Source organism: Alteromonas sp. LOR, assembly GCF_000753865.1.
Lineage (GTDB): Bacteria > Pseudomonadota > Gammaproteobacteria > Enterobacterales > Alteromonadaceae > Alteromonas.
The window spans coordinates 164,530-188,271 of sequence record NZ_JQFW01000056.1 but is presented as its reverse complement, the minus strand read 5'-3'; the positions used below and the strand labels follow the sequence as shown (position 1 = coordinate 188,271).

Below are 23,742 nucleotides of genomic sequence, written 5' to 3'. Positions count from 1 at the left end.
CGGCGAAGCCTCTCTGATAGCGAGAGAGGCGTTGGGTAAAACACCTTTAGCTAACGCATTTTGGGAACATAAAGCGGAACTATTAGCGTAGCTTAAATACCATTTTTAATTTTAGCATTAGAGTAAAGAACAGGATAATTATGAAATCATTGAAACGCGCTGCCTATGCACTAGCAGGATTGGGAATAAGTGCAGTAACACTGAGTGGTTGTTCGGTGTCGGTTGAAGGTAAAGACTATACCTCTGTGCAACCAGCATTTAACATCGAGCAGTTTTTTGATGGTGATGTCAAAGCGTGGGGCATCGTTCAAAATCGCTCTGGTGAAGTTGTGCAGCGTTTTAAAGTGGATATTGATGGTTCTATTGACGGTAACACGTTAACACTCGATGAAAGCTTCGATTATGGTGTTGGTGAAGGTCCAATGTCCCGCACGTGGAAAATTGTTAAACAAAGCGACGGCACATTCGTTGGAAACGCTGGCGACATAGACGGCCCTGCTGCAGGTACATCTTACGGTAATGCTTTCAACTTCCATTACCAAATGGATTTACCCGTAGACGACACCAGTTACTCTGTGACGTTTGACGATTGGTTTTGGGCTTTTGATGAAACAACCATGATGAATCGCTCTTATATCCGCAAATTCGGGATTGTTATGGCCGAAGTGACCATATTCATGCAAAAGCAGGAGTAGCATTGTAAGTTATTGGATATTGTGAAAATTTTAAGGTGGGATTGTGTTGCGTTGATGCTACAGAAGCATCAACGCAACTAATAATGACTAACTTGTAGACAGCGCTCGTTTTTACGTTACTCTATTTGTGCACGAAACGATGTGCCCACTGGTATCGCCTACAGTGAGGCAGTCAAAATCAGCGGACTCGGATGTACTGATTTACCGTGCCATTGCACATTACGTCGCCCAACCCATCTTTTTATTAAACTACAAAAGGAATTGTTTATGCATCTTGCTATTAAACGCCTTCTGCTTATCACGCTGTCATTTAGTTTCATTCTACCTACTGTTGCCTATGCACAGTGGGAACAAATTACTCCGCCTACTGAAATGCAGGTTTCGCTTCCTAGCGGAGAGCAAAAAACGATTACGCCCGCATGCGCGCTTCCTGCATTAGCTACCGAACAAGGAATAGTGCCTAACCCATTCTCGTTTTATTTTGAGCAAGGCGAGAGTGATAATCTTCTAATCTACTTTAACGGTGGCGGCGCCTGTTGGGATGGAGCTACGTGTTTAGCCTCTCTTCAGCTTGAATTCGATGCCGACCCATTAAGTCGAGCGGCTTTTAATCCTTCAGCAGTTGTTGAAAATACACCCTTTATTTCGGGCGGAATTTTTGAGGATACCGAGGAGAACCCGTTTCAATCGTGGTCGAAGGTGTTTATCCCTTATTGTACTGGTGACTTACATATAGGGTCTCAAGATACGCCTTATACTGACACCCTAGGCTTGGTTTCAGGCCAGCCAGGTGCTGAAGTCGTTATTAAGCATAGAGGTCACGATAACGCTTTAGCAGTAATGGATTGGATTAAGCAAAAACTTGATTCACAGGCGTTGTCGCCAAATAAGGTTCTGTTAAGTGGAAGTAGTGCCGGCGGTTATGGTGCTACGTTTAATTTCCCCATTATTCAACAGCTCTTTGGAAGAACGAAGGTAGCTCTTTTTGCAGACGCGTCTATGGGCGTTATTTCGAAAGGTTTTACCCAGTCAGTACTTAATTACGCTGGGCCTTGGGGGATAGAAGATACATTACCGCGCAACTTTCAGTCGCTAATTGGAAACTTCAACCATCTTGCGCTGAACAAACAGGTAATGTTGCGCTTGGCCTATCAGTATCCATGGAATCGTTTCGCTCAATACTCTACTGGCACTGATATTGTTCAAATTCAGTTTTTGAAGATATCTGACCAAGTGGCAAAGGGTAATTTAGATCCCACCACTTGGGGGGTAACAGAAGACGACTTTATTTATATTTTTGGGTGGCAAATACAAAGCTACACATCGCTTAATGCATTGTCAGCATTTACATGGAACTATCAATTTTACTTAGGCGAAGGCACCTGCCATATGGTGTTGAACGACTTCTGTGAAGACAATGCTTTTCCTGTCTCATCGCCTAGCCCGTTTTACAATGAAGCAAGTGCTCAAGGTGTACAGTTTAAAGATTGGCTCCACCACTTTGCTACAGCCCGTCGTTTCAGAGAAAACAGCGTAGCGTATTATCGTTAATTTGGTTGCGCTATCCTTATTTAAGGGTAGCGCCATCTAACATTGCCTTTCTGACTTTCGTTTCTGAATACTTCACAAATACCATACCGCCTTCTTCGCTAACAAGTTGCTTTTTGTTGCAGTAGCACAATTCATTTGCTCTTTTTGTTACACGCCCTTGTTCAAACAGTCAGTTGTGGAAAAACAACGGCTTCTTGCTCTATTTCTTCTTAATTCCTCGTCAGTGCACAATGTAAAGATTAAAAAAATTTAAACCTTTTGATTTCGCTATCGTAGGAATTGTATGTCGTAGGTGTTGTGCCCTACATGCAATGGAATTGAGCCTATTAAAGGCTCATTAAAGGAGATTTTTATGTCAAAGAAGCCACAGTTAACCACATCAGCGGGCGCCCCAGTAGTCAGTAATGAAACGACTAAAACAGCGGGAGAACGCGGTCCAGCATTACTTCAAGATTACCAGCTTCTCGAAAAGCTAGCTCATCAAAATCGTGAGCGTATTCCCGAACGTGTTGTTCATGCAAAAGGGTGGGGAGCACAGGGTACATTCACCGTAACTCATGATATTACTGACTATTCGTGTGCTGATATCTTCTCTCAGGTAGGTAAGCAAACAGAGGTATTGAGCCGATGGTCCACTGTAGCTGGAGAGTCAGGCGCAGCCGACACCGAACGTGATGTTCGCGGCTTTAGCTTGAAGTTTTATACCGAGCAAGGTAACTGGGACATGGTAGGAAATAATACTCCCGTATTTTTCGTTCGCGACGGTTATAAGTTTCCCGACTTCATTCGTACTCAAAAGCGCCATCCGAAAACTAATCTGCGCTCGCCAGAGGCAATGTTTGACTTTTGGGCAGCTCAGCCAGAAAGCGTACACCAAGTTACTATCTTAATGTCAGATAGAGGTATTCCTGTTTCGCCTATGCATATGAATGGATATGGAAGCCATACTTTCAGCATGTGGAATAAAGAGGGCAAGCGTCACTGGGTGAAATTTCACTTTAAAACCCAACAGGGTATTAAGAATTACACCAATGAAACATCGGAAAAAATCATCGGTAGCACGCGGGAAAAGTATCAAGAGGAGCTTTACAGCGCGATAGATGAGGGCAATTTCCCTAAGTGGACAATGTACATACAAGCGATGCCAGAAGAGGAGGCGGGTGAGCAGACCTTTAACCCGTTTGATCTCACCAAGGTGTGGCCACATGATGATTACCCACTTATCGAGGTGGGTGAATTAGAAATGAACCGCAACCCAGATAACTATTTTCAAATGGTTGAAAATGCCGCATTTAGTCCATCAAATGTTGTTCCGGGGATCGGGTTTAGCCCAGATAAAATGCTGCAAGCGAGGATTTTTTCTTACGCCGACGCTCACAGGTATAGATTAGGCACGCACTACGAAGCGCTTCCTGCCAACGCGCCAAAAAACAGCGATGTAAATCATTACCATAAAGATGGAGCAATGCGATTCTTTACTAATGATTTCGGGAATCCAGATGCTTATTATGAACCAAATCAACATGATGGGCCGGTTGCGGACTTTTCAGTAAAAGAGCCGCCTCTACGAATCGATGGCGATGCAGATAGGTATCATCAAGATGATGCAGACGTTGATTATGTTCAGCCCCGGAAGCTTTATGAAATGTTTTCGGATGAGCAAAAAGAGCGGATGTATAAGAACTATGCCGCTGCTATGGGGCCATGTTCAGATGAGGTGAAATCGAGATGGTATGCCGTTCTTGAAAGGGTGCACCCTGACTACGCTGCTGGCGTGAAAAATGCGGTAGAAAGCCTTGATACTGATGTGAATACAGTACCGATTACTGAGAACACACCGCTTGAAGACAACTAGAGCAAAAGTAGCTTTTAACAGACACTAAGTAAACGCCAGTCATTCGCTAGATTTATCGTGTGACTGGCATTTTTTTTAATTCAGGATTGAGGTAAATACTGTCTACGGCTTTTAACGTCGTGGTTTGTTCTTCGTGAATGTTTTTTTTAACCCACTTTTAGTCACGGTTATTTACTCGTTATCTAGCTGTTCTTTATCCCTTTGACCGCAATCTGCCTGCTCGGTAATTGATGGCTCGGTAATAGATTGCCCGGCAATTGATGGCTCGGTATTTGACTGCTCATTACTGGAACGATCGCTATCGGCCCGCTCAGCTAATTTTTCCCTCTCAGCTTTAGAAACATAAACTGGCTTACTACTTTTATGAAGTTTAGCGTTCGCCTTTTTGTCTTTTTTCTGGAGTTTTTTGATGATTTTTTTACGACGGTTCAAAACCAATTCCCTCAAATGGACAACTGAATTTGCGCATTATATCGTGTTAATAAGCACTCGTGCCAGACGCATGTGGCCAGTCACGGTTTATTGAAGGGCGAGGAGTTGTATATGAATAGTCTAATCGCCTAGCGCTTGAAACTAAGCACCACGCCCAAGCCCGTTCCATTCATGAGTGGGTCGTGTACAAACCACACACGGCCTTCGTGTAGCTTAACAATGGCAGAGACAAGAGACAGCCCCAAGCCGTTGCCTTTACTTGTTCTGCTGCCATCTGCGCGATAAAAACGACGTTCTAAACTTTCAAGTTCATGCTCTCCTACGCCCATCCCTGCGTCGTTGATGGATATGACGTGGTGTGTTTTCGTCGACGTTAATTGCACTACTACACGGCTTCCATCGGGAGAGTACTTTAAGGCATTATCAAGTACGTTCGCTACAGCTTGAAATAGCAGGTTGGGGTCTGCAATCATGGTGATTGGCTGCAAGGAGCTAGTCAGGGTTATATTCCTGTCTTCAGCTAGCGGGTGGTAAAGGTCTACAACATCTTCAACAATTGCAAGAACATCGGTTTCGCAAAACCCTTCTTTTTTGTTGGTAGTTTCTAGCCCGCTTATTCTAAGCAAACTATTGAACATATTGAGCAGATTATCTGCTTCGTGGGTTGTTTCGTCACGCAGCTTTTCGTCGTCTATTTGCTCTAATGTGTTGCGTAATCGTGCTAAGGGGGTACGAAGATCGTGTGCAATACTGTCAGTTACGGTTTTGATATTGTTCACTGAGCTTTCTATGGTATCTAACATTTGGTTGAATACTGCTGACAAGCTGCTTAAATCATCCCAGTTACTATCAATTTCTAGACGTTCTTCTAAATTCCCCGTTTTTATTATTTTGTCTGCGGTTTGGGACATTCGATTAATACGATTAACCACATAAACAGCAATGGCAAAACTGAGTACGCTCAACATCGAAAGCAGCACCACTATAATCCAACTAAACGCTCTGCCAAACCATTGGGCACTGTATAAGTCGTCAATTCCACGACCTACAATTAACGTATAGTTGCCTAAGGAGACTTCTCTAACTAACGCCTGTCGAAGGGTTTTGCGTTCGCCGCTATCAGGCAATGAGATAACAATTTCAGCCGTGTTAAAGTTTGCGTGCTCATGACGCTCCAAAATAAGTGGAATACTGGCAAGATTTCCAGTAACAAACTGTTCGTTTTGACTTAATACTACGAAAGAGCGAACGGACTTGGGTAGCTCGCCGGATGATGCGTTGGTCGTCGATACAGAATTATTGGCCATTGTGGAACGTGAAAACTCTCCACTGTCGATAGCCTCTTTAACTGCATCAATGCCTAATGAATTATGTATCTGGGAAAGAGCGGCAATTTTTGCATTAATTGCCGCCGTAGATTCTGTTATAAAAAGGTCACTGCTTGTTAATCGCCAAAAGTAAACAATGAGAATAATTGCTACGCTGGCCAGTGTGGTAAGCAGCGCGCCAACACGAAAACTAGAACTTCTCGTGAAGTCGCGAATTGCTATCATGTAGCGCTATCGGCGATGCGGTAGCCCGTACCTCTTACCGTTTCAATCAGTGGAACATTAAATGCTTTGTCCACTTTTTGGCGCAGTCGGCTAATATGCACATCAATCACGTTGGTCTGAGGATCAAAGTGGTAGTTCCACACTTGCTCCAGCAGCATACTGCGGGTGACGACTTTACCCTTATGGCGAAGTAGGCACTCGAGTAATTGAAACTCTTTCGACTGCAAATCAATTTCTTGCTCGCCGCACAGTACTTTGCGATTAACGAGGTCGAGGGTTAAATCGCCAACTTTAATGAGCGTTTTGTCATCACCTTCTTTGCCGCGCCCGGCTAGACCCTCAATGCGAGCAAGCAGCTCCTCAAATGCAAACGGCTTGGTTAAATAGTCGTTTGCACCCGTGCGCAGGCCGCGCACCTTATCTTCTACTTGGCTTTTGGCGCTAAGTAATAAAACTGGGGTGTTGTTGTCAGCTTCTCTCAGTTTTTCTAAAACAGTGAAGCCGTCGTATTCTGGAAGCATTACGTCGAGTATCACAACATCGAGTTCATTTGATGTTGCTTCCCTATAGCCAGATGCTCCGTCACCCGCAGTAATACATTCATGACCTTCGCCCAACAGTCCGTTTGCGATGTGCGAGGCAACCTTTGGATCATCTTCTACAAGTAACACTCTCATGATTACACTTCTACTTTTAGGTTAAAACGAAACGTAAGGCCGCTATTGGCTTACGGTTTCTTTTACGTGTCAGTAGACAAAAAGCGATCACTTTTACACCACGTTCGTGATAAATAACCCGCGAAATACAGCCCTTTTTGTAAAGGCGGTATGTTAACGGTTTCTTCCCCAGTTTTACTGCACAATTGTGCATGGCAGTGTGCGCTAGTCGCGTTTGAAACGCTTACTCGCGGCATAGGGGGTGAAGTGTTGTACATCGCCTCGCTCGCATTTTATCTGCACATTGCGCCAATATTCTTGGGTCATTAGGTCGCCATGAAGGTTTTTTAAGATATCCTTAAACTTGCGTTTACCCACAATGAAGTGTTCAAACTGCTCTGGAAATACGTCGCTTGGCCCCACTGAAAGGGTATCAATAGCATAGGGATCATCAGATTTAGGCAGCGCGCGGAAGTTTCGTTCATTCATCAGGCAAATTTCGTCGTAGTCATAAAATATGACGCGACCATGGCGGGTAATACCAAAGTTTTTATGCAGCATGTCGCCTGGAAATATATTGGCCATCGCAATCTGTTTTATGCACATACCTAGTTCATCTAGTGCGTTTGTTATTTTGTCTTCATCGGTTTCTTGTTGAAGATAAAGATTGAGTGGCGTCATTTTGCGTTCAATGTACATATGCTTTATCACAAGCTCGTTCTCAGTGAATTCCAAACTGGAAGCACACGTCTCTTTAAGCTCTTCAATTAATTCTGGCGCTATTCGGTCAAGTGGAAATCGAAAGTTCACGTATTCATGGGTATCGGCCATTCTGCCGATACGATCAGACATCTTCACGAGTTTGTAACAGTCTTTCACGTGCTGGCGAGTGATTTTTTTACTCTCTGCAAATTCATCTTTTATAATTTTGAACACAACACCATAGGAGGGAAGGTGAAATACCATCATCACTAAACCGCGTATTCCAGGCGCCGCTTCAAAGTGGTCTTCTGAGGTTTCTAAATGAGAAAGGAAATTGCGATAAAATACCGTTTTACCGTGTTTGTAATGGCCTAGCGCCATATACAATTCAAAGTTCTTTTTATTCGGCAGCAGTTCTTGTAGAAAAGCGGCAACTTCTGCTGGGTTTTGTGTGTCGGCCATAAAATAACTGCGGGCAAAGCCGAAGATAACGCTCAAATCTTTCCTATCTGTAAGCAGAGCATCGACAAACATATTTGGCGCATTGTAACGGCGCATAGCAATGACAAAGGGCAGCGTCTCGTCCGGCATACAGATTCTGCCAATTAAGTAGGCTGCTTTTCCTCTAAAGAAGGTAGGTTTGAGTATTTCTACGGCCTGCACACTGGCAAGTTGCGATGTGGTGAGTCGAGCGCGAAGTGCGTCTTCCAAATGTTGCAAATCCCGTTCGTAATCTTCAAAGGGGATGTTGTATCGGTAGGTTTTAAAAATAGCTTCGTACATCTCTCTCACCGTGGTGGTGGTATCGAAACTATTAATCACTTTGTCTCTATCCTGACCGGGTAAAAAACAGCGGCTAGGATGCACAAACATCATGTCATCATCTATTTTACGATGTTTAAATATACGGCCAATGACCGAGTTGAAGAAGGTCTCGGCAAGTTCAAACTGAGGGTGACCTTCTAATTGAAGGGCAAAGATTTTCTTTAACTCTTGCCAAAACGCATCATCTTTTTTGTGCACCGACGTTAAGTGATAAATCTCAGCAACGGCATCGGATAAACTTTGTTCATATATATTGATGCGCTCTCTCGATGCTAATTGGGTTTCTTTCCAGTTGCCTTTTTCAAACCGCTGTTGCGCACCTCGAGTAATTCGAGTGAACCACCGGTAGCTTTTGTCGAAATGAGATAACACCAAATAGGCAGCCTTTTTGGCTAAGCTTGTTTCTTGGGGCGATAGGGTATTTTGCATTACTAGGTTCCTTAGAAATAACAAGCATCACTTGCCTATTTCGACGTCTTCGAACTCCTCAAATGATGTGCACTTACAGCGCGCTATCTGTTAGAAGTCAATGTTGGCAACAGATCGCAGACAGCAGGTTGAGGCGCGAAATACATCGCATATTTATTAACAAAATAATGCAGATGATACACAGATGCCACTTGTTTCAACGGTAAGTTGTCGATAATCAGCGACTTATTTTGTTTTCTTATACTTTAGTTTAGGGTAAATTGGTTGAGTCAAAACTAAGCAGTAAAGAGTTCTTAATGAGTTTCAATGTCCTAATTTGCGATGATTCAGCGTTGGCGCGCAAAATGATGAAAAAAAGTCTGCCTGCTGGTTTTGTTGAAAATGCTTACGAGGTGTCAAACGGGGTTGATGCCCTTGAGGTATTGGCCCATCATTCTATCGATTTGATGTTACTCGACCTGACCATGCCTGTACTTGGCGGAATAAGTGTTTTAGGAGAGATAAAACGTAGAGGTCTTGAGACTTTCGTTATTGTTGTGTCAGGCGATATTCAGCCGTTGATACATAGAAAAGTCGCTTCGTTAGGTGCTCTGGACTTTGTTCAAAAGCCGCTGCAGCCTGAACGCCTGCAATCAGTGCTGAAGAAGTTTGGTTTCGTCACCACCATAGAAAAAGAAGCCCTTGCTGGCTAGCTTATTAAGATTTTGCTGGGCCTGCCTCAGCGCTCACTACTAATCAATACACTCTCTAAAACTGCTTTACACTTTTTGTGTGTTTTAACGTCGTAAAGCAGGGCGCTCCTTACTAGTGTGAGCTACCAGTGTCAGCGCCCGCTAAAATTGACTATTTACGATGGGTTATCAAACCAGTGTCGTGTTCTATTTGCAAACCATACCAGTGACAGCATCACGGGAACCTCTACCAACACGCCTACCACCGTAGCCAACGCTGCACCACTGTGTAAACCAAACATCGAGATGGCCACTGCCACTGCCAGTTCAAAAAAGTTCGACGTCCCAATCATACACGCCGGAGCGGCAACATTGTGAGGAAGTTTTATCTTCTTCGCGGCAAAGTAGGCAATCGCGAAAATTCCATAAGTTTGGATAAGCAATGGTACGGCAATAAGCGCGATATCCTGAGGCTGAGATAGTATGGTTTTTGCCTGCAGGCCAAACAATATTATGATGGTGAGCAGTAAGCCACAGACGGAGAATGGCTTAAAGTTATTAACCAGCTTGGTAACAGCCTCAGGCCCCTTCGTTTCGATACGCTTTCGAGTGAGAAAGCCTGCTATGAGTGGCAGTACTACGTATAACGCCACCGAGAGTAATAGAGTATTCCACGGAACGGTAATATCAGTAACACCAAGCAGCAAGGCGGTCAGCGGTGCAAACGCAATCACCATGATCAAATCATTAATAGACACTTGCACTAGCGTATAATTAGCATCGCCTTTAGTGAGGTGGCTCCACACAAAAACCATAGCGGTACAGGGCGCAACACCCAATAAAATCATACCTGCAATGTATTCAGTTGCCGTTTGAGGGTCTACCATATCGGCAAAAATAACTCTAAAAAACAGCCAGCCAAGTAGGGCCATGCTAAAGGGCTTTATTAGCCAATTAATCGCTAGCGTTAATACTAAGCCTTTGGGTTTTTTACCCACGTCTTTGATTGAGCTAAAGTCGATTTGTACCATCATTGGATAAATCATTAACCAAATAAGCACTGCTATCACTAAATTTACATGGGCATATTCTAATGCTGCTACCGACTCAAAAAATTGCGGCACGGCGTAGCCAAATCCCACGCCAAGAGCGATGCATAGTCCAACCCATACAGAAAGGTATCGTTCAAAGAAACCCATCGTTAACCCCTATTAAATTTGATCAGATGTGGCTCAACCACATGTTTGCACCATCATTGCGATTTTTGATTTACGCGCTTACTTACTTCTTCGGCACTCTCCACTCGCTCAGAGTATCGGTCCACAAGAAACTCACTATTATCTCTAGTAAGAAGGGTAAATTTGACCAGTTCCTCGACGACATCCACAATGCGGTTGTAGTAAGGGGAAGGCTTCATTCGTCCGTTCTCTTCAAATTCAAGAAACGCTTTAGCAACAGACGATTGGTTTGGGATGGTGAGCATCCGCATCCAACGCCCTAAAATACGCATTTGATTAACCGCATTGAAAGACTGAGAGCCGCCGCTTACTTGCATTACTGCCAAGGTCTTTCCTTGGGTTGGTCGCACACCGCCCATGTTAAGGGGCACCCAATCGATAATACTTTTCATAATGCCAGTAATACTGCCGTGACGTTCGGGTGAGCACCAAATTTGCCCTTCTGACCACACCATAAGCTCGCGAAGTTCTTTCACTTTAGGATGTGTGTCGTCTTCGGTATCTGGTTGGGGCAGCCCTTTAGGGTCAAATATTTTCGCTTCAGCGCCAAAAAACGCTAATAGTCTTGCAGCTTCTTCAATGACTAAGCGACTGTAAGAGCGCTCGCGAAGCGAACCATAAAGCAGCAAGATACGAGGCTTATGTGAAGACGGGCTTTGTGTAAAGTCAGACGCAGAAGGTTTGTGCATTTCACTCTCTTTGAAAAGATCCTCAGTCATTAGCGTGCTCCTAATGTAACGAGTGCATCTTTGAGTTGCTCTCGTGAAAATGATTCGTCAGATAATGACCGCTTAGCGAGCTCAGCTAGTGCGGCAACGCGTTGCTCAATGATATCGATAGTGTGATAGAACGCTAAGGCTTTATCTTCGTCACTGCCTTCTAACTTAGATGGATCTTCAAGACCCCAATGCATTTTCAATGACTTGCCGAAATATACCGGGCAGCTTTCGCCGGCAGCAGAGTCGCACACAGTGATAACAAGGTCTGCTTCATAATCTTCAAACTCATCCCAAGACTGGCTTTTAAGGCCCTCTGTGCGATAACCTTTTTCGGCCAAATATTTCAACGATAGAGGGTGAACTTCACCAACGGGCTGGCTGCCTGCACTTTGTGCTTGAAGAGGACCTGAAGAGGCGTTGGTAATCGCTTCACATAGAACGCTGCGGCAGCGATTGTGAGTACAGATATAAAGAATTTTCATGATAAACCTTCTAATGCGTTGCGTTGTAGATAAATGAGAAATTAAACGTGTTGTAAGATTAGGCGTCGCATCCGACTGACTGGCAGCAAGCTAGATTTTCCTTGGCTTCGCTAATGTAATCTTCGTTTTCTTGCGCGGTGTTGGTAATGATGTTTTTTGCCCATACCGGTAGGGCAGGATTAAGCCTGTAATAAACCCACTTACCTCTACGCTCATCAACCACTAGCTCACACTTGCGTAAATCGGCAAGGTGTCGAGATATCTTAGGTTGACTCAGTTTTAGTGCATCGGTTAAGTCACACACGCAGAGTTCATCTGCAAAGCTCAGTAGCAGCAATGTTTTAAGACGGGTGTCTTCCGATAGGCATTTGAAAAAGCTAAGCGGTGAGAAGTCACATGTTGCTGTCATAATTGTTCACATACGTTATTTCATATGTTTTTTATGGTATATGGAATTTCGTATATGTCAAAACATATTTGAAATTTCATATGTGATAATGCAGTGGATGGAAAGAGTGGGTTATTTTGCTCTAAGCCAGGGGTATGGCTAAGCCGAATATGCGGCTAAGCCATTGGTTATCGCTGAGCTAAAGGCGATTATTAGCTTTCGGTTTTTGGAATAGCCGCATCAAAAGACATCGCGTTATCTGTGCTATTTATTGCATTGTAGTGAGCAATTACGCCTTCCATAAAGGCATACCAAGTTGGATTAGGTTGCCAAATGGCTAATAAGTCTTTTTTGGCCATATTTTCGTCCTCACCGAGCACGTTCACTCTGTAAAGGTAAGTAAATGAGGCGCCGCGCCAGTTTAATTTGCAGTGGGTAAGCACTTTTTCAGAACCTTTATCTACCCGCTGCATAAACGCCGAGTAGTTTAAAAAATCACTGAGCACCGGCTTTTCCCATTCAACGGGTACGTTGAAGTAGTTCAATCCCAATTCAGCAGTATTCATAATTTCCTGAGAGCGATCGCCTGGGATAAGGTCGACAACATAGGCAACGCCCTCTTCTTTTAGCAGCGCTAAATGAGCTTTAGCAGGTAATCCAGAAGAGACCATGAAGTCGTTATTGTTTTGTAAGTTGGTCAACGACGTTAAACTATTAACTTGCTGAGTTTCTTCACTCTGCTGTTGAGCTGTAGCCATGGCGGGTGGGTTAGCCCCTAAGGACGCTAAAGCAAATAAAGACACTGCCAACATCGACGTTTTTTGAAACGGTAGCCTCTGCAAAGACGAAGCTGATATATAAGACATCGTTTTTTTAACTGTAACCAAGTTCATAAACTTTCCTACACGATTAATGCGTTATCAATACTATGGCATGAATACGCAGTAACAGCTAAAAACGTGATTAAAATCTCTTTTTCAATGCGTAACACATTGTGAAAATCAGTGTTTTTTTGCCTAGTGTTGTGCAATAAAAAAGCCCGCCTTGTTACCAAGACGGGCTTTTTTAGCGGTTATATAACAAGCATTTTTTCATATGAGCTATTTATCTATATGAACTGCTTATTTTTATAACCTACTTGTCCATATGACCTACTTGTCCATATGAACAACTGAGCGAATGCTTTCGCCTTTGTGCATAAGGTCAAACGCTTCATTGATTTCGTCTAGCCCCATAGTGTGAGTAATAAATTCCTGCAGACCGAAATCACCGTTTAGATATTGCTCAACAATGCCAGGCAGCTGCGAGCGGCCCTTCACGCCACCAAAGGCAGAACCACGCCAAACACGACCGGTAACAAGTTGGAACGGTCTGGTTGAAATTTCTTGTCCAGCACCCGCAACCCCAATAATAACCGACTCTCCCCAGCCTTTGTGGCAGCACTCAAGTGCAGAGCGCATTACATCCACATTACCGATACATTCAAACGAGTAGTCTACACCGCCATCGGTAAGCTCAACGATGACGTCTTGAATGGGCTTGTCGTAATCTTTCGGATTCACCATGTCGGTGGCGCCAAGTTGCTTTGCCAACTCGAATTTACTCTCGTTAATATCAACGCCAATAATACGTTTCGCACCCGCCATACGCGCGCCGATAATTGCTGACAACCCAATACCACCTAACCCGAAGATAGCTACCGTGTCGCCTTCTTGTACTTTTGCTGTATTTAACACCGCGCCCATGCCGGTAGTAACACCGCAACCAAGTAGGCATACCTCTTCAAGTGGAGCACTCTTATTGACTTTTGCCAAAGAGATATCGGGTAAAACAGTGAATTCAGAAAATGTAGAGCAACCCATGTAGTGATAAATTGGCTCGCCGTCTTTTGAGAAGCGGCTAGTGCCGTCAGGCATTAAGCCTTTGCCTTGCGTGGCGCGCACTGCTTGGCATAAATTTGTTTTGCCAGAAGTACAAAATTTACATTCGCCGCACTCTGCGGTGTAAAGAGGAATAACGTGGTCGCCCACTTCTACACTTGTTACTCCTTCGCCTACCATCTCTACAATACCGCCACCTTCATGGCCAAGTACCGATGGAAAAACGCCTTCTGGATCTTCACCTGACAAGGTGAATGCGTCGGTGTGACATACGCCAGTCGCTTTTATACGAACTAATACTTCGCCTTTTTTAGGCAACTCGACATCTATCTCTTCCATTTTGAGTGGCTCGCCAGGTCCCCATGCCACTGCTGCTTTGGATTTTATATGCGTTTGACCTGCTTCTAATGAATCTTTAAACGAGCTCATACTTTACTCCTGTCATTACAATTCGAGTTTGTGATGTTTGATAAGACGAGTATAGGAGAGGCAGGACGATTGATAAATACAGATTTAGTAAATCACTATTTCTTATTTGTAATAATAGTAAAAGCGTCATAGGCTCTAAGCTGTACGGTACTTTATTTTGCCCAACCAAGGTTGGGCGAAAATTGAGCCAAAAGTGAACCAAAATCGAGCCAAAAGTGAGCCAGAAGTGAATGAGGGACTAAGTTAGTCGCTGAGTAAGAGAATTATTGAAGTACACGGGAAACGCACGATAGGACGTATGCTTTAAAAGGAATGGTTTGAAAAGAGTAAATTAAAAAGGATGGTTTTAAAAAATTGAATAGGTTGATACACGAGGCACAGCGGTGAAAAATCTAGATGGTATTGTTGAATTCTGTAATGTCGCTAACGTGGGGAATTTTACCGGCGCGGCAAACAAGCTAGATACTTCAGTGGCACAAATTAGTCGAAAAGTTGCTGCACTAGAGAAGCGACTTGGGGTAAAGCTACTGCAGAGAACAACGCGCAGTGTATCGCTAACCGAGGCGGGCTCGCTTTATTTTGAGCAAACCAACCCGGCGTTAACCATGCTCGAAAATGCACAGCTAACGGTAAGTGCGCTGCAACAATCTCCACAGGGGCTCATTAAGTTGACCGCGCCAGTAGCCTTTGGTGAAGCATTCATTGCGCCTTTATTGAATAAATTCCTAGCTACCTATTCCGGCATCAGTGTGCAGTGCACGTTTTCCAACGATAAACTGGATATCATTGAGCAGGGACTCGACTTGGCAATACGCATCGGCAAACTTGAAGACTCCTCATTGATTGCTAAAAAGTTGGCTACACGCCAGCTGTACGTGTGCGGAAGTCGAGAATACCTTAAAAGCACATCGATGCCAGAAACGCTTGAAGACTTAAAACAACACAGTTTGCTGGTAGGTTCGCAGCCTCAATGGCGCTTTCTAATTAATCAACAGGTTCACACTCTGAATGTAAATGGTCGCGTGCGGTATAATAGTGGCAATGCACTTAAAGCTGCTGCGCTTAACGGACTGGGTCTAACCCAACTTCCCGGTTTTTACGTGAGAGATGCCATCACCGAGGGGCATCTCATAGAGGTCTTACCAGATTATAAAGATAAGCAAGAAGCCATCTGGGCCGTGTTCCCCTCTAACCGTAATGTGGCACCTAAAATTAGACTTCTTGTTGATTTTTTGTCCGAAAACCTTACAGATGACCGATAATGTTACCCATAATCGGCTTTTCATATTCAAAAAAGAAACGTTATGTCTAGAGTGTTGCATTATGTGCAATACAGTGTGGTGAAAACTGCGGTTGACAGATAGACGTCTATACGGCAAATTGAACCCATGAAACAGATTCTAGCGATTCGCACCATGACCATGTTAATTACCACCTCAAGAAGGGCGGTCGGTGACTAGTGCGAATAAGCAAAAGACAACGAAAGCCCGCCTCAAACAGAGCGGGTTTTTTTTTATATACGTTTTAGCATGCGCAACCTCAAGGAGTAGCATATGAAAGTCTTAAAGTTTGGAGGGTCTTCTCTAGCCGATGCACCGCGATATTTACGCGTTACAGAGATTAGCATGGATACTCACCAAACCGACGGTGCTGCCGTTGTACTATCGGCCCCAAAAGGCGTAACGAATGCGCTCTCATTATTGTGCGAACAAGCAGCCGGTGGCGAAGATTTTCAGCCGCTTCTCGATAAGCTAAACGACACAGTAACCGGTATCGCTAACAGCTTAAATGATGAATTAGACGGGTTTGAATACAACCGAGTTATCGCTTTTATCGACAGCCAGCTTGCAGTATTGAAAAAACATCTACAGGGCATTAGTTTGCTAGGTGTAGCGCCTGACAATGTGGCCGCAGGCATTCTAAGTATTGGTGAGTACATTTCGGTAACGCTCTTTGGTGCCATTCTTACTGCAAAAGGCGTGACTAATCGCATTATTGACCCCGTAAAATATATTCTTGCTGATGGCGAGTACTTAGACAGCATTGCCGATGTGTCGCTAAGTAAGGCGCGATTTACTGACGTTCCCGTTGATGGCAGTGAGTTTCTTATCATGCCGGGGTTTGTAGCCGCAAACGAAGAAGGGCAAAAAGTCACCCTAGGTCGAAATGGTTCTGATTACTCTGCGGCTATTCTTGCTGCGTGTATTGACGCAAGCTGCTGCGAAATTTGGACTGATGTAGACGGCGTTTACAATGCGGATCCGAATCAGGTTGAGGGCGCAGTACTGCTTGATAAACTCACCTATCAAGAAGCGATGGAGTTATCCTATTTCGGCGCAAAAGTTCTGCACCCAAAAACAATAGGCCCTATTGCTCAGCATCATATACCGTGCCTTATTCGAAATACCCTTAATCCGGCGGCTCCTGGAACGCTTATCAGCAATGAGAAAAGCGAGAAATGGACATCGGTCAAAGGTATATCACAGCTTGATAATGTCACTATGTTTAACGTGGCGGGACCTGGCCTTAAAGGCATGGTGGGAATGGCAAGTCGCGTATTCGAAGTTATGTCGAACGCCAATATCTCAATCAGCCTTATTACCCAGTCGTCTTCTGAATACTCCATTAGCTTTTGTATACAGAGTAAAGACGCTAATAAAGCACTGAACTTGCTTGAAGATGCGTTTGCGCTAGAGTTACAGAATCAATTACTTGACCCAATTGAAGTGCGCAACGACCTTGCTATTGTAACGCTTGTGGGCGACGGTATGCGTCAAACTAAGGGGCTTGCGGCTCGTTTCTTTAATTCATTAGCGCAAGCACGAGTGAATAATGTAGCGATAGCGCAAGGCTCTTCTGAACGTTCTATCTCTACTGTTATCGAGACTAAGCGGGCGAAAAAAGCGGTGAAGGTTATTCATCAAAACTTTTTCTCAGACAGGCACACTATCGACGTATTCCTTGTAGGCTGCGGTAATGTAGGTAGCGAACTGCTAGCACAAATTGCGAAACAGCAGCCGGCCTTGCTTGCACGTAACATACAGCTGCGCGTATACGGTATGGCAAATAGCCGCAAGTTGTTGCTTAATAGTCAAGGTATCGATTTAAGTGGCGACTGGAAAGCCGCACTAGAATCTGCCCGTGAAGGGTTGAGCGTTGAACGCCTAGATCAGTTTGTGAATGACAATAGTTTAGTTAACCCAGTGATTGTGGATTGCACCAGCCATGAGGCCATTGCTAATCAATATGTAGACATGATGGAAAGCGGGTTCCACGTGGTAACGCCAAACAAAAAGGCGAATACTTCAGCCATGGAGTATTACCGTAAGCTGAGAAAAACAGCTCAAGCTACCAACCGTCAGTACCTTTATGAAACTACTGTAGGGGCTGGCCTACCTGTTATAGATAACCTTCAAAAGCTATTTAGCGCTGGCGATGTACTTCATCGTTTTGAGGGCATACTTTCTGGCAGTTTATCCTATGTTTTCGGAAAGCTGGACGAAGGTATGACGCTTTCTCAGGCTACTGAAACCGCCAAGCAAAACGGCTTTACTGAGCCAGACCCGCGTGACGACCTAAGTGGCATGGATGTAGCACGCAAGCTTTTAATTATGGCCCGTGAAGCAGACCTTGCGTTAGAGCTGTCTGATATTGAAATTGAATCTGTATTGCCGCCAGGCTTTGCAGAAACCTGCTCGGTTGATGAGTTTATGACTCAACTACCAGAGCTTGATGAGGCGTTTGCAGCGCGTGTTGAAGATGCTAAATCAGAAGGTAAAGTACTGCGATACATTGGCAGCATAGAAGATGGCAAGTGCAAGGTAAGTATTGAAGCAGTACCACCAAGCAATCCACTGTCTCAAGTGAAAGATGGCGAAAATGCATTGGCCATCAATAGCGATTATTACAATCCTATTCCTTATGTAATACGCGGCTACGGCGCCGGCGGTACAGTAACTGCGGCCGGTGTGTTTGCAGATATTCTACGAACGATGCCTTGGAAACAAATGGCGTACTAAGCGTATAGAGAAGTAATAAGCAGGAATACGAATATGAAAGCAATACGTGCCTATGCGCCGGCCTCAATTGGTAATGTAAGTTTGGGCTTTGATGTCCTTGGTGCTGCACTTGAACCGGTGGATGGCACAAGACTCGGTGATGAGGTAGAAGTTAAAGAAGCGGCGCATTTTTCACTTGAAACCATCGGTGCTTTTGCGCACAAACTACCCGATGATGCCGACAGCAATATAGTGACAAAATGCTATCATTACTTTTGCGAAAAAATGTTGAATGACAATAAAGCGGTATCACCTGTCGCTATTACGCTGCATAAAAACCTGCCCATAGGTAGTGGCTTGGGCTCAAGTGCGAGCTCAATTGTGGCTGCCTTTGCCGCTTTAAATGCGTTCTTTGACAGTCCTTTCGATAACGATACGTTGTTAACGATGATGGGGGAGTTAGAGGGGCAGATTAGCGGCAGTATTCATTACGATAACGTGGCGCCGTGCTTTCTTGGCGGTATGACGTTAATGACCGGCTCACCATCGCCGGTAACGTTATCGCTACCGCTTAATGACCAGTGGTACTATGCTATTTGCTATTCTGGTATCAGTGTATCGACGGCGGCGGCTAGAGATATATTGCCCAAGCAGGTGGACATGGCAACAGCACTGACTTTCGGTCGTCAGCTAGGCGTGTTTGTTCACGCATTGCATTCAAAAGCATTCTCTCTGGCGGCCTCGGTAATGAAAGACGTGATTGCCGAACCGTACAGAAAGTCACTGTTGCCAGGTTTCGATGAAGCGCGTGCATTCAGTGAGCGTGAAGGTGCACTGGCCTTTGGTATTTCAGGGTCTGGACCTACTGTCTTTGCGGTATGTAATAGCCAAGATCAAGCTAAAAAAATTGCAGCTTACTTAGATAAAAATTATGTGCAAAATGACGATGGCTTTAGCCATGTATGTCAAATTCCAAAGCTCGGAACGCTAGTATCAAAGACCTGATACAGCAGCGCACAGCTTTAACTCAAAAGGGCAAACAGTCTTAAAAAGGCTGAACTAAAGCCTGCATGGGCGTGGTAAGAATTTAAGAAGGTAAATAAAAGTGGAATTGGTAAATTTAAAAGATTCATCAGATACGGCAAGTTTTGCAGAAGCAGTAAAGCGCGGCTTGGGCAAAAATCAGGGACTGTATTTTCCAGAGAAAATTCCAGCCTTACACAATATTGACGGACTATTGGAAAAGCCCTTTGTTGAACGCAGTATCGACGTGCTTCGTACCCTTATTGGTGATGAATTAGCTGAAGGCGAGTTAAATGCCATCGTTGAAACGGCCTTCTCATTTGGCGCACCGGTTGAGCAAGTTAATGACAATGTGTATTCACTCGAACTTTTCCACGGCCCAACGCTGGCATTTAAAGATTTCGGCGGGCGCTTTATGGCGCAAACATTATCTCGCATCAGTGAAGGTAAGCCGATAACTATTTTAACCGCAACCTCGGGTGACACCGGCGCTGCCGTAGCTCACGCATTCCATGGCATTGAAAATATCAACGTGGTTATTCTTTTTCCAAAGGGAAAAATCAGCAAGCTTCAAGAAAAGCTATTCACCACGTTAGGCGGCAATATCCACACGGTTGCCATTGAAGCCGATTTTGATGCCTGCCAATCGCTTGTTAAATCGGCATTTGACGACCCAGATGTACGTGAAGGCCTGCACCTTAACTCAGCCAACTCAATCAACATCAGCCGTTTGTTGGCTCAAGTATGCTATTACTTCGAGGCGATAAGCCAGTTGCCAAAAGAAAAGCGCGACCAGGTCGTTATTTCAGTGCCTAGCGGTAACTTTGGTAACTTGACCGCGGGTATGATTGCTAAGGCAATGGGGCTGCCGATTAAGCGCTTTATTGCTGCGACAAACCTCAATGATACCGTTCCACGTTATTTAAAAACGGGAGAGTGGGATCCAAAGTCAACAGTGGCCACTATTTCAAATGCCATGGACGTGAGCCAGCCGAATAACTGGCCGCGTATCGAAGCCCTTATTGAGCGCGGGTATATCGACAAAGCGTGTTTGAAAGGTGAAATGGTTGACGAAGAGTACACTCAGCTTGCTATGCGCCAGCTGGCTCAGCAGGGCTACACTAGCGAACCTCATGCTGCTATTGCCTACCGCGCAGTGAGTCATGACTTGGAAGAGGGGGAAATTGGCCTGTTCCTTGGTACTGCCCATCCTGCGAAATTCCGCGAGACGGTAGAAAACGTATTAGGAAACCCGATTAGCTTACCTAAGCCCCTTGCTGATGTGGCGGGAGAAGATAGCTTAGCCGTCGATTTGCCTGCATCGTACGACGCATTGAAGCAGCATATGATGAGTCTGTTAAAACCATGATGACGTGGACAGAGGCATTAGCACAAGAAAAGGCAACTCCTTATTTCCGAGAGCTAATGTTACATGTTCAGGCAGAAAGGGAAGCGGGTAAAGTTATTTACCCGCCAAAAGAAGACGTGTTCAATGCCTTCGCCATGACAGCCTTAGAGGACATTCGCGTTGTTATACTAGGCCAAGATCCCTATCACGGGCCACATCAAGCCCATGGTCTCTGCTTTTCTGTTTTACCTGGCGTTAAAATTCCACCGTCTCTTAGAAATATCTATAAAGAATTGGCCGACGATATAGACGGTTTCACTATTCCAAACCACGGCACATTGTCGCCCTGGGCTGAACAAGGCGTGTTGTTATTAAACACGGTACTTACGGTTGAGCAGGGTAAAGCGCATAGCCATGCAAAGCTAGGGTGGGAGACCTTTACCGATAAAGTGATAGAGGTTGTAAACCAGCATTGTTCGAATGTGGTTTTTTTGCTGTGGGGCAGTCACGCTCAAAAGAAAGGCAATACTATTAACCGTGAAAAACATCATGTTTTACACGCGCCGCACCCTTCTCCGCTGTCGGCACACAGAGGCTTTTTTGGTAGTAAACCTTTTAGCCAAACAAACCAGCTACTTATTGAATCGGGCAAGACGCCCATTCAGTGGCAGGTTTGAATACAAAAGCGCTAGGTATGTAGAAAGAAAAAAGCCGCCTGAAAATTCAGGCGGCTTTTTGTTATCTTTCTAGAGTTTCAAGTTCGTACTCAAAACCACAATCTAACTCAGCGAGTTCTTTTTCCAATTTGTAACGATCTTGCAGCGCCTCGATTTCTCTCCACTTTCTTTTTTTACTTTTTGTTTTTGCTGGACTTGCTTCGATGTCTAACATGGCAAATAGATCTGATTTATCCATTGGGATCTCCTTTTTACACCACTACAACTAATACAGAGCAACTTAGTAACTTCCCTCTGTACAATTTTTATCACAGCCGCATTTAAAATAAAACACTTATATTTACTTTTTATTAACAAGATGTGGCATTTTCGTGACATTGTTCAGGGCGAGCAAAATCTATTTGCAGCGAGTAAACCCATGGTGAGCTTTAGACATTGCCTTAAAAGCTGGCCAAAAAAAACGGCCGGGGGTAAGCCGACCGTTCAGTTTATTATTTGCACCAAGGCGGGGTGTGTTGCTACCCCATACTTTCCTTATTTTGGTGCATTCGCTGCTCTGAAGCGGGCAATCAATTGTTGCGTTGAAGCGTCAAAGTTGTCTTTGTCTGCTTCGCCTTGAATGCCTGCAAGTACTTGGTTTCCAAGTGCTTTACCTAACTCCACGCCCCATTGGTCGAAGGAATTAAGGTTCCAGATAACGCCCTGAACGAATACCTTATGTTCATACATTGCAACCAACGCGCCAAGTGTTTTAGGCGTAAGGCTATCAAACAAAAAAGTATTGCTTGGTTTATTACCCGGCATGGTTTTATGAGCCGCTAGACGCTTGCGCTCTGCGTCGTCAAGGCCGTGACCTTCAAGGTCTGCATAGCATGCTTCAAAGGTTTTACCCTGCATCAGTGCTTGGGTTTGGCCAAAGCAGTTAGAGGCCAACATTGCATGATGAGTGTCATCTTGATTGGGCACGTTAAGCGGCAACATAAAATCAGCTGGAATGATGCCAGAGCCTTGGTGGATAAGCTGGTGGAAACTGTGCTGACCGTTAGTACCTTCACTTCCCCAAATAATTGGCCCTGTAGGATAGTCTACGCTTTCACCGGTTTGCGTCACCTCTTTACCATTACTCTCCATGTCCAGCTGTTGTACATAGGCTGGAAGGCCACGCAAGTAATGATAGTAAGGAAGAAGAACGTGAGACTGTGCATCGAAGAAATTGCGATACCAAACGCCAAGAAGGCCTAATAGTACCGGCATGTTCTCTTCAAGAGGCGCGGTGGTGAAATGGGTATCCATTTCAAAAGCACCTTCAAGCAGTGCTTTGTAGTTATCAAACCCAAGTGCTAATGAAATAGGAAGGCCGATAGCAGACCACAATGAATAGCGCCCGCCAACCCAGTCCCACATTGGGAAGATGTTATCTTCGCTAATGCCGAAGTCAGTGGCCGCTTTAACATTTGAAGATACCGCAACGAAGTGTTTAGCTATGTCTTGCTGCGTGCCGCCTGATTTTAAGAACCAATCTTTTGCAGTGAGTGTATTTTGGAGCGTTTCTTGTGTCGTGAATGACTTGGAAGACATAACAACAAGGGTTTCTTCAAAATCTACACTTGAGAGCACGTCGTGAATGTGACAGCCATCAACGTTAGCAACGAAATGAACTTTAACGGCGTCAACAGTGTGAGGCTTAAGCGCCTCAGTCATGATCTTAGGGCCTAAGAACGAGCCGCCGATACCAATTGCAACAATATGTTTAACGGGCTTGCCGGTGTAGCCTTTGTGCTCGCCACTGTGAACCGACTCGGTAAAGGCTTTCATTTTTTCTAGTGTTGCATGCACTTCAGGCATGACATCTTCGCCGTCAACCATTACTGGGCGGTCAGAGAAGTTGCGCAGTGCAGTATGCAATACCGCGCGGCCTTCGGTGGTATTAATGTGTTTGCCTTCGAACATGCTTGTTCGAATTGTTTCTAAATTACATGCACGGGCTAAATCGAAAAGTGAAGAAAGCGCATCGTCGTTTACACGGTTTTTAGAATAATCTAAATAAATGCCGCATGCGTTAAGCGTCATCTTTTCAGCGCGTTCATTGTCAGACGCAAACCAGTCTCGCATGTGTGCGCTTTTAACTGTCTCGGCTATCTTACTTAACTTTTTCCACTCGGGTAGTGATGTTAATACGCTCATCGTAGTT

Annotated in this window: 20 protein-coding genes and 1 pseudogene; 9 read left to right on the top strand and 12 right to left on the bottom strand. The window is 44.6% G+C overall.

Going from position 1 to position 23,742, the window contains the following annotated elements:
* Nucleotides 1–140: 140 nt before the first annotated feature.
* The 3 genes from JV36_RS0116290 to JV36_RS0116280 all read left to right on the top strand — a co-directional run bounded on the left by JV36_RS0116290 (nt 141) and on the right by JV36_RS0116280 (nt 4,101).
* Nucleotides 141–695, top strand: coding sequence for a DUF3833 domain-containing protein (locus JV36_RS0116290; RefSeq protein WP_032097406.1), 555 nt, complete (start codon nt 141–143; stop codon nt 693–695).
* Nucleotides 696–962: 267 nt separating this feature from the next.
* Nucleotides 963–2,246 (top strand): pectin acetylesterase-family hydrolase, encoded by a 1,284-nt coding sequence (locus JV36_RS0116285; protein WP_032097407.1) that lies wholly within the window; start codon nt 963–965, stop codon nt 2,244–2,246.
* A gap of 352 nt (nt 2,247–2,598) precedes the next feature.
* Nucleotides 2,599–4,101 (top strand): catalase, encoded by a 1,503-nt coding sequence (locus JV36_RS0116280; protein ID WP_032097408.1) that lies wholly within the window; start codon nt 2,599–2,601, stop codon nt 4,099–4,101.
* A gap of 273 nt (nt 4,102–4,374) precedes the next feature.
* Here JV36_RS0116280 and JV36_RS19940 read toward each other — a convergent pair.
* The 4 genes and pseudogenes from JV36_RS19940 to aceK form a co-directional block, all read right to left on the bottom strand.
* Nucleotides 4,375–4,533 (bottom strand): annotated as a pseudogene (locus tag JV36_RS19940) (DUF2986 domain-containing protein); the annotation flags it as partial.
* Nucleotides 4,534–4,661: 128 nt separating this feature from the next.
* Nucleotides 4,662–6,086: a sensor histidine kinase gene (locus tag JV36_RS0116270; protein ID WP_032097410.1), complete on the bottom strand. Its 1,425-nt coding sequence runs from the start codon at nt 6,084–6,086 to the stop codon at nt 4,662–4,664.
* Nucleotides 6,083–6,763, bottom strand: a complete 681-nt coding sequence (locus tag JV36_RS0116265; RefSeq protein ID WP_032097411.1) for a response regulator transcription factor — start codon at nt 6,761–6,763, stop codon at nt 6,083–6,085. Before JV36_RS0116265 ends, JV36_RS0116270 begins: the two co-directional genes overlap by 4 nt.
* A gap of 204 nt (nt 6,764–6,967) precedes the next feature.
* Nucleotides 6,968–8,698, bottom strand: coding sequence for a bifunctional isocitrate dehydrogenase kinase/phosphatase (gene aceK / locus JV36_RS0116260; RefSeq protein WP_032097412.1), 1,731 nt, complete (start codon nt 8,696–8,698; stop codon nt 6,968–6,970).
* A 296-nt stretch (nt 8,699–8,994) separates the two neighbouring features.
* On the opposite strand from aceK, the gene JV36_RS0116255 reads away from it, so the two are divergent.
* Nucleotides 8,995–9,390, top strand: coding sequence for a response regulator (locus JV36_RS0116255; RefSeq protein ID WP_032097413.1), 396 nt, complete (start codon nt 8,995–8,997; stop codon nt 9,388–9,390).
* Nucleotides 9,391–9,545: 155 nt separating this feature from the next.
* On the opposite strand, the gene arsB is transcribed toward JV36_RS0116255, so the two are convergent.
* The 6 genes from arsB to JV36_RS0116225 form a co-directional block, all read right to left on the bottom strand.
* Nucleotides 9,546–10,568: an ACR3 family arsenite efflux transporter gene (arsB, locus tag JV36_RS0116250; RefSeq protein ID WP_032097414.1), complete on the bottom strand. Its 1,023-nt coding sequence runs from the start codon at nt 10,566–10,568 to the stop codon at nt 9,546–9,548.
* Nucleotides 10,569–10,621: 53 nt separating this feature from the next.
* A complete protein-coding gene (gene arsH, locus JV36_RS0116245) occupies nt 10,622–11,296 on the bottom strand; it encodes an arsenical resistance protein ArsH (protein ID WP_235207881.1) in 675 nt (224 codons plus the stop codon).
* Between the two features lie 29 nt (nt 11,297–11,325).
* A complete protein-coding gene (locus tag JV36_RS0116240) occupies nt 11,326–11,808 on the bottom strand; it encodes an arsenate reductase ArsC (RefSeq protein WP_032097416.1) in 483 nt (160 codons plus the stop codon).
* Nucleotides 11,809–11,866: 58 nt separating this feature from the next.
* Nucleotides 11,867–12,217: a metalloregulator ArsR/SmtB family transcription factor gene (locus JV36_RS0116235; RefSeq protein WP_032097417.1), complete on the bottom strand. Its 351-nt coding sequence runs from the start codon at nt 12,215–12,217 to the stop codon at nt 11,867–11,869.
* Between the two features lie 191 nt (nt 12,218–12,408).
* Nucleotides 12,409–13,089, bottom strand: a complete 681-nt coding sequence (locus JV36_RS0116230; RefSeq protein WP_235207870.1) for a hypothetical protein — start codon at nt 13,087–13,089, stop codon at nt 12,409–12,411.
* Nucleotides 13,090–13,347: 258 nt separating this feature from the next.
* Complete coding sequence (locus tag JV36_RS0116225) at nt 13,348–14,505, bottom strand: S-(hydroxymethyl)glutathione dehydrogenase/class III alcohol dehydrogenase (protein ID WP_032097418.1); 1,158 nt, start codon at nt 14,503–14,505, stop codon at nt 13,348–13,350.
* 383 nt (nt 14,506–14,888) lie between these two features.
* On the opposite strand from JV36_RS0116225, the gene JV36_RS0116220 reads away from it, so the two are divergent.
* From JV36_RS0116220 to ung, 5 genes are all read left to right on the top strand, one after another.
* Nucleotides 14,889–15,767, top strand: a complete 879-nt coding sequence (locus tag JV36_RS0116220) for a LysR family transcriptional regulator (RefSeq protein ID WP_032097419.1) — start codon at nt 14,889–14,891, stop codon at nt 15,765–15,767.
* 291 nt (nt 15,768–16,058) lie between these two features.
* Nucleotides 16,059–18,524 (top strand): bifunctional aspartate kinase/homoserine dehydrogenase I, encoded by a 2,466-nt coding sequence (thrA, locus tag JV36_RS0116215; RefSeq protein ID WP_032097420.1) that lies wholly within the window; start codon nt 16,059–16,061, stop codon nt 18,522–18,524.
* Nucleotides 18,525–18,557: 33 nt separating this feature from the next.
* Nucleotides 18,558–19,508 carry a homoserine kinase gene (gene thrB / locus JV36_RS0116210; protein ID WP_032097421.1) on the top strand — a complete coding sequence of 317 codons (951 nt, stop codon included), beginning with the start codon at nt 18,558–18,560 and terminating at the stop codon, nt 19,506–19,508.
* A 100-nt stretch (nt 19,509–19,608) separates the two neighbouring features.
* The gene (gene thrC, locus JV36_RS0116205; protein ID WP_032097422.1) at nt 19,609–20,895 is read left to right on the top strand and encodes a threonine synthase; all 1,287 of its coding nucleotides are present in this window, start codon (nt 19,609–19,611) and stop codon (nt 20,893–20,895) included.
* Complete coding sequence (gene ung, locus JV36_RS0116200; protein ID WP_032097423.1) at nt 20,892–21,551, top strand: uracil-DNA glycosylase; 660 nt, start codon at nt 20,892–20,894, stop codon at nt 21,549–21,551. The genes thrC and ung overlap by 4 nt, the downstream gene beginning before the upstream one ends.
* A 61-nt stretch (nt 21,552–21,612) precedes the next feature.
* On the opposite strand, the gene JV36_RS19480 is transcribed toward ung, so the two are convergent.
* Together JV36_RS19480 and pgi are read right to left on the bottom strand one after the other, a co-directional pair.
* The gene (locus JV36_RS19480; RefSeq protein WP_012519516.1) at nt 21,613–21,789 is read right to left on the bottom strand and encodes a DUF3545 family protein; all 177 of its coding nucleotides are present in this window, start codon (nt 21,787–21,789) and stop codon (nt 21,613–21,615) included.
* A 296-nt stretch (nt 21,790–22,085) separates the two neighbouring features.
* Nucleotides 22,086–23,735, bottom strand: coding sequence for a glucose-6-phosphate isomerase (gene pgi, locus JV36_RS0116195; protein WP_032097424.1), 1,650 nt, complete (start codon nt 23,733–23,735; stop codon nt 22,086–22,088).
* Between the last annotated feature and the right edge of the window lie 7 nt (nt 23,736–23,742).

Excerpts from the sequence above, each read along its gene's own strand:
- JV36_RS0116270 (WP_032097410.1), bottom strand. The coding sequence starts at position 6,086 with ATGATAGCAATTCGCGACTTCACGAGAAGTTCTAGTTTTCGTGTTGGC.
- aceK (WP_032097412.1), bottom strand. The coding sequence starts at position 8,698 with ATGCAAAATACCCTATCGCCCCAAGAAACAAGCTTAGCCAAAAAGGCT.
- JV36_RS0116255 (WP_032097413.1), top strand. The coding sequence starts at position 8,995 with ATGAGTTTCAATGTCCTAATTTGCGATGATTCAGCGTTGGCGCGCAAA.
- thrB (WP_032097421.1), top strand. The coding sequence starts at position 18,558 with ATGAAAGCAATACGTGCCTATGCGCCGGCCTCAATTGGTAATGTAAGT.
- thrA (WP_032097420.1), top strand. The coding sequence starts at position 16,059 with ATGAAAGTCTTAAAGTTTGGAGGGTCTTCTCTAGCCGATGCACCGCGA.
- pgi (WP_032097424.1), bottom strand. The coding sequence starts at position 23,735 with ATGAGCGTATTAACATCACTACCCGAGTGGAAAAAGTTAAGTAAGATA.
- JV36_RS0116285 (WP_032097407.1), top strand. The coding sequence starts at position 963 with ATGCATCTTGCTATTAAACGCCTTCTGCTTATCACGCTGTCATTTAGT.
- JV36_RS0116230 (WP_235207870.1), bottom strand. The coding sequence starts at position 13,089 with ATGAACTTGGTTACAGTTAAAAAAACGATGTCTTATATATCAGCTTCG.
- ung (WP_032097423.1), top strand. The coding sequence starts at position 20,892 with ATGATGACGTGGACAGAGGCATTAGCACAAGAAAAGGCAACTCCTTAT.
- arsB (WP_032097414.1), bottom strand. The coding sequence starts at position 10,568 with ATGGGTTTCTTTGAACGATACCTTTCTGTATGGGTTGGACTATGCATC.
- JV36_RS0116235 (WP_032097417.1), bottom strand. The coding sequence starts at position 12,217 with ATGACAGCAACATGTGACTTCTCACCGCTTAGCTTTTTCAAATGCCTA.
- JV36_RS0116290 (WP_032097406.1), top strand. The coding sequence starts at position 141 with ATGAAATCATTGAAACGCGCTGCCTATGCACTAGCAGGATTGGGAATA.
- JV36_RS19480 (WP_012519516.1), bottom strand. The coding sequence starts at position 21,789 with ATGGATAAATCAGATCTATTTGCCATGTTAGACATCGAAGCAAGTCCA.
- JV36_RS0116265 (WP_032097411.1), bottom strand. The coding sequence starts at position 6,763 with ATGAGAGTGTTACTTGTAGAAGATGATCCAAAGGTTGCCTCGCACATC.
- JV36_RS0116280 (WP_032097408.1), top strand. The coding sequence starts at position 2,599 with ATGTCAAAGAAGCCACAGTTAACCACATCAGCGGGCGCCCCAGTAGTC.
- JV36_RS0116225 (WP_032097418.1), bottom strand. The coding sequence starts at position 14,505 with ATGAGCTCGTTTAAAGATTCATTAGAAGCAGGTCAAACGCATATAAAA.
- arsH (WP_235207881.1), bottom strand. The coding sequence starts at position 11,296 with ATGCACAAACCTTCTGCGTCTGACTTTACACAAAGCCCGTCTTCACAT.
- JV36_RS0116240 (WP_032097416.1), bottom strand. The coding sequence starts at position 11,808 with ATGAAAATTCTTTATATCTGTACTCACAATCGCTGCCGCAGCGTTCTA.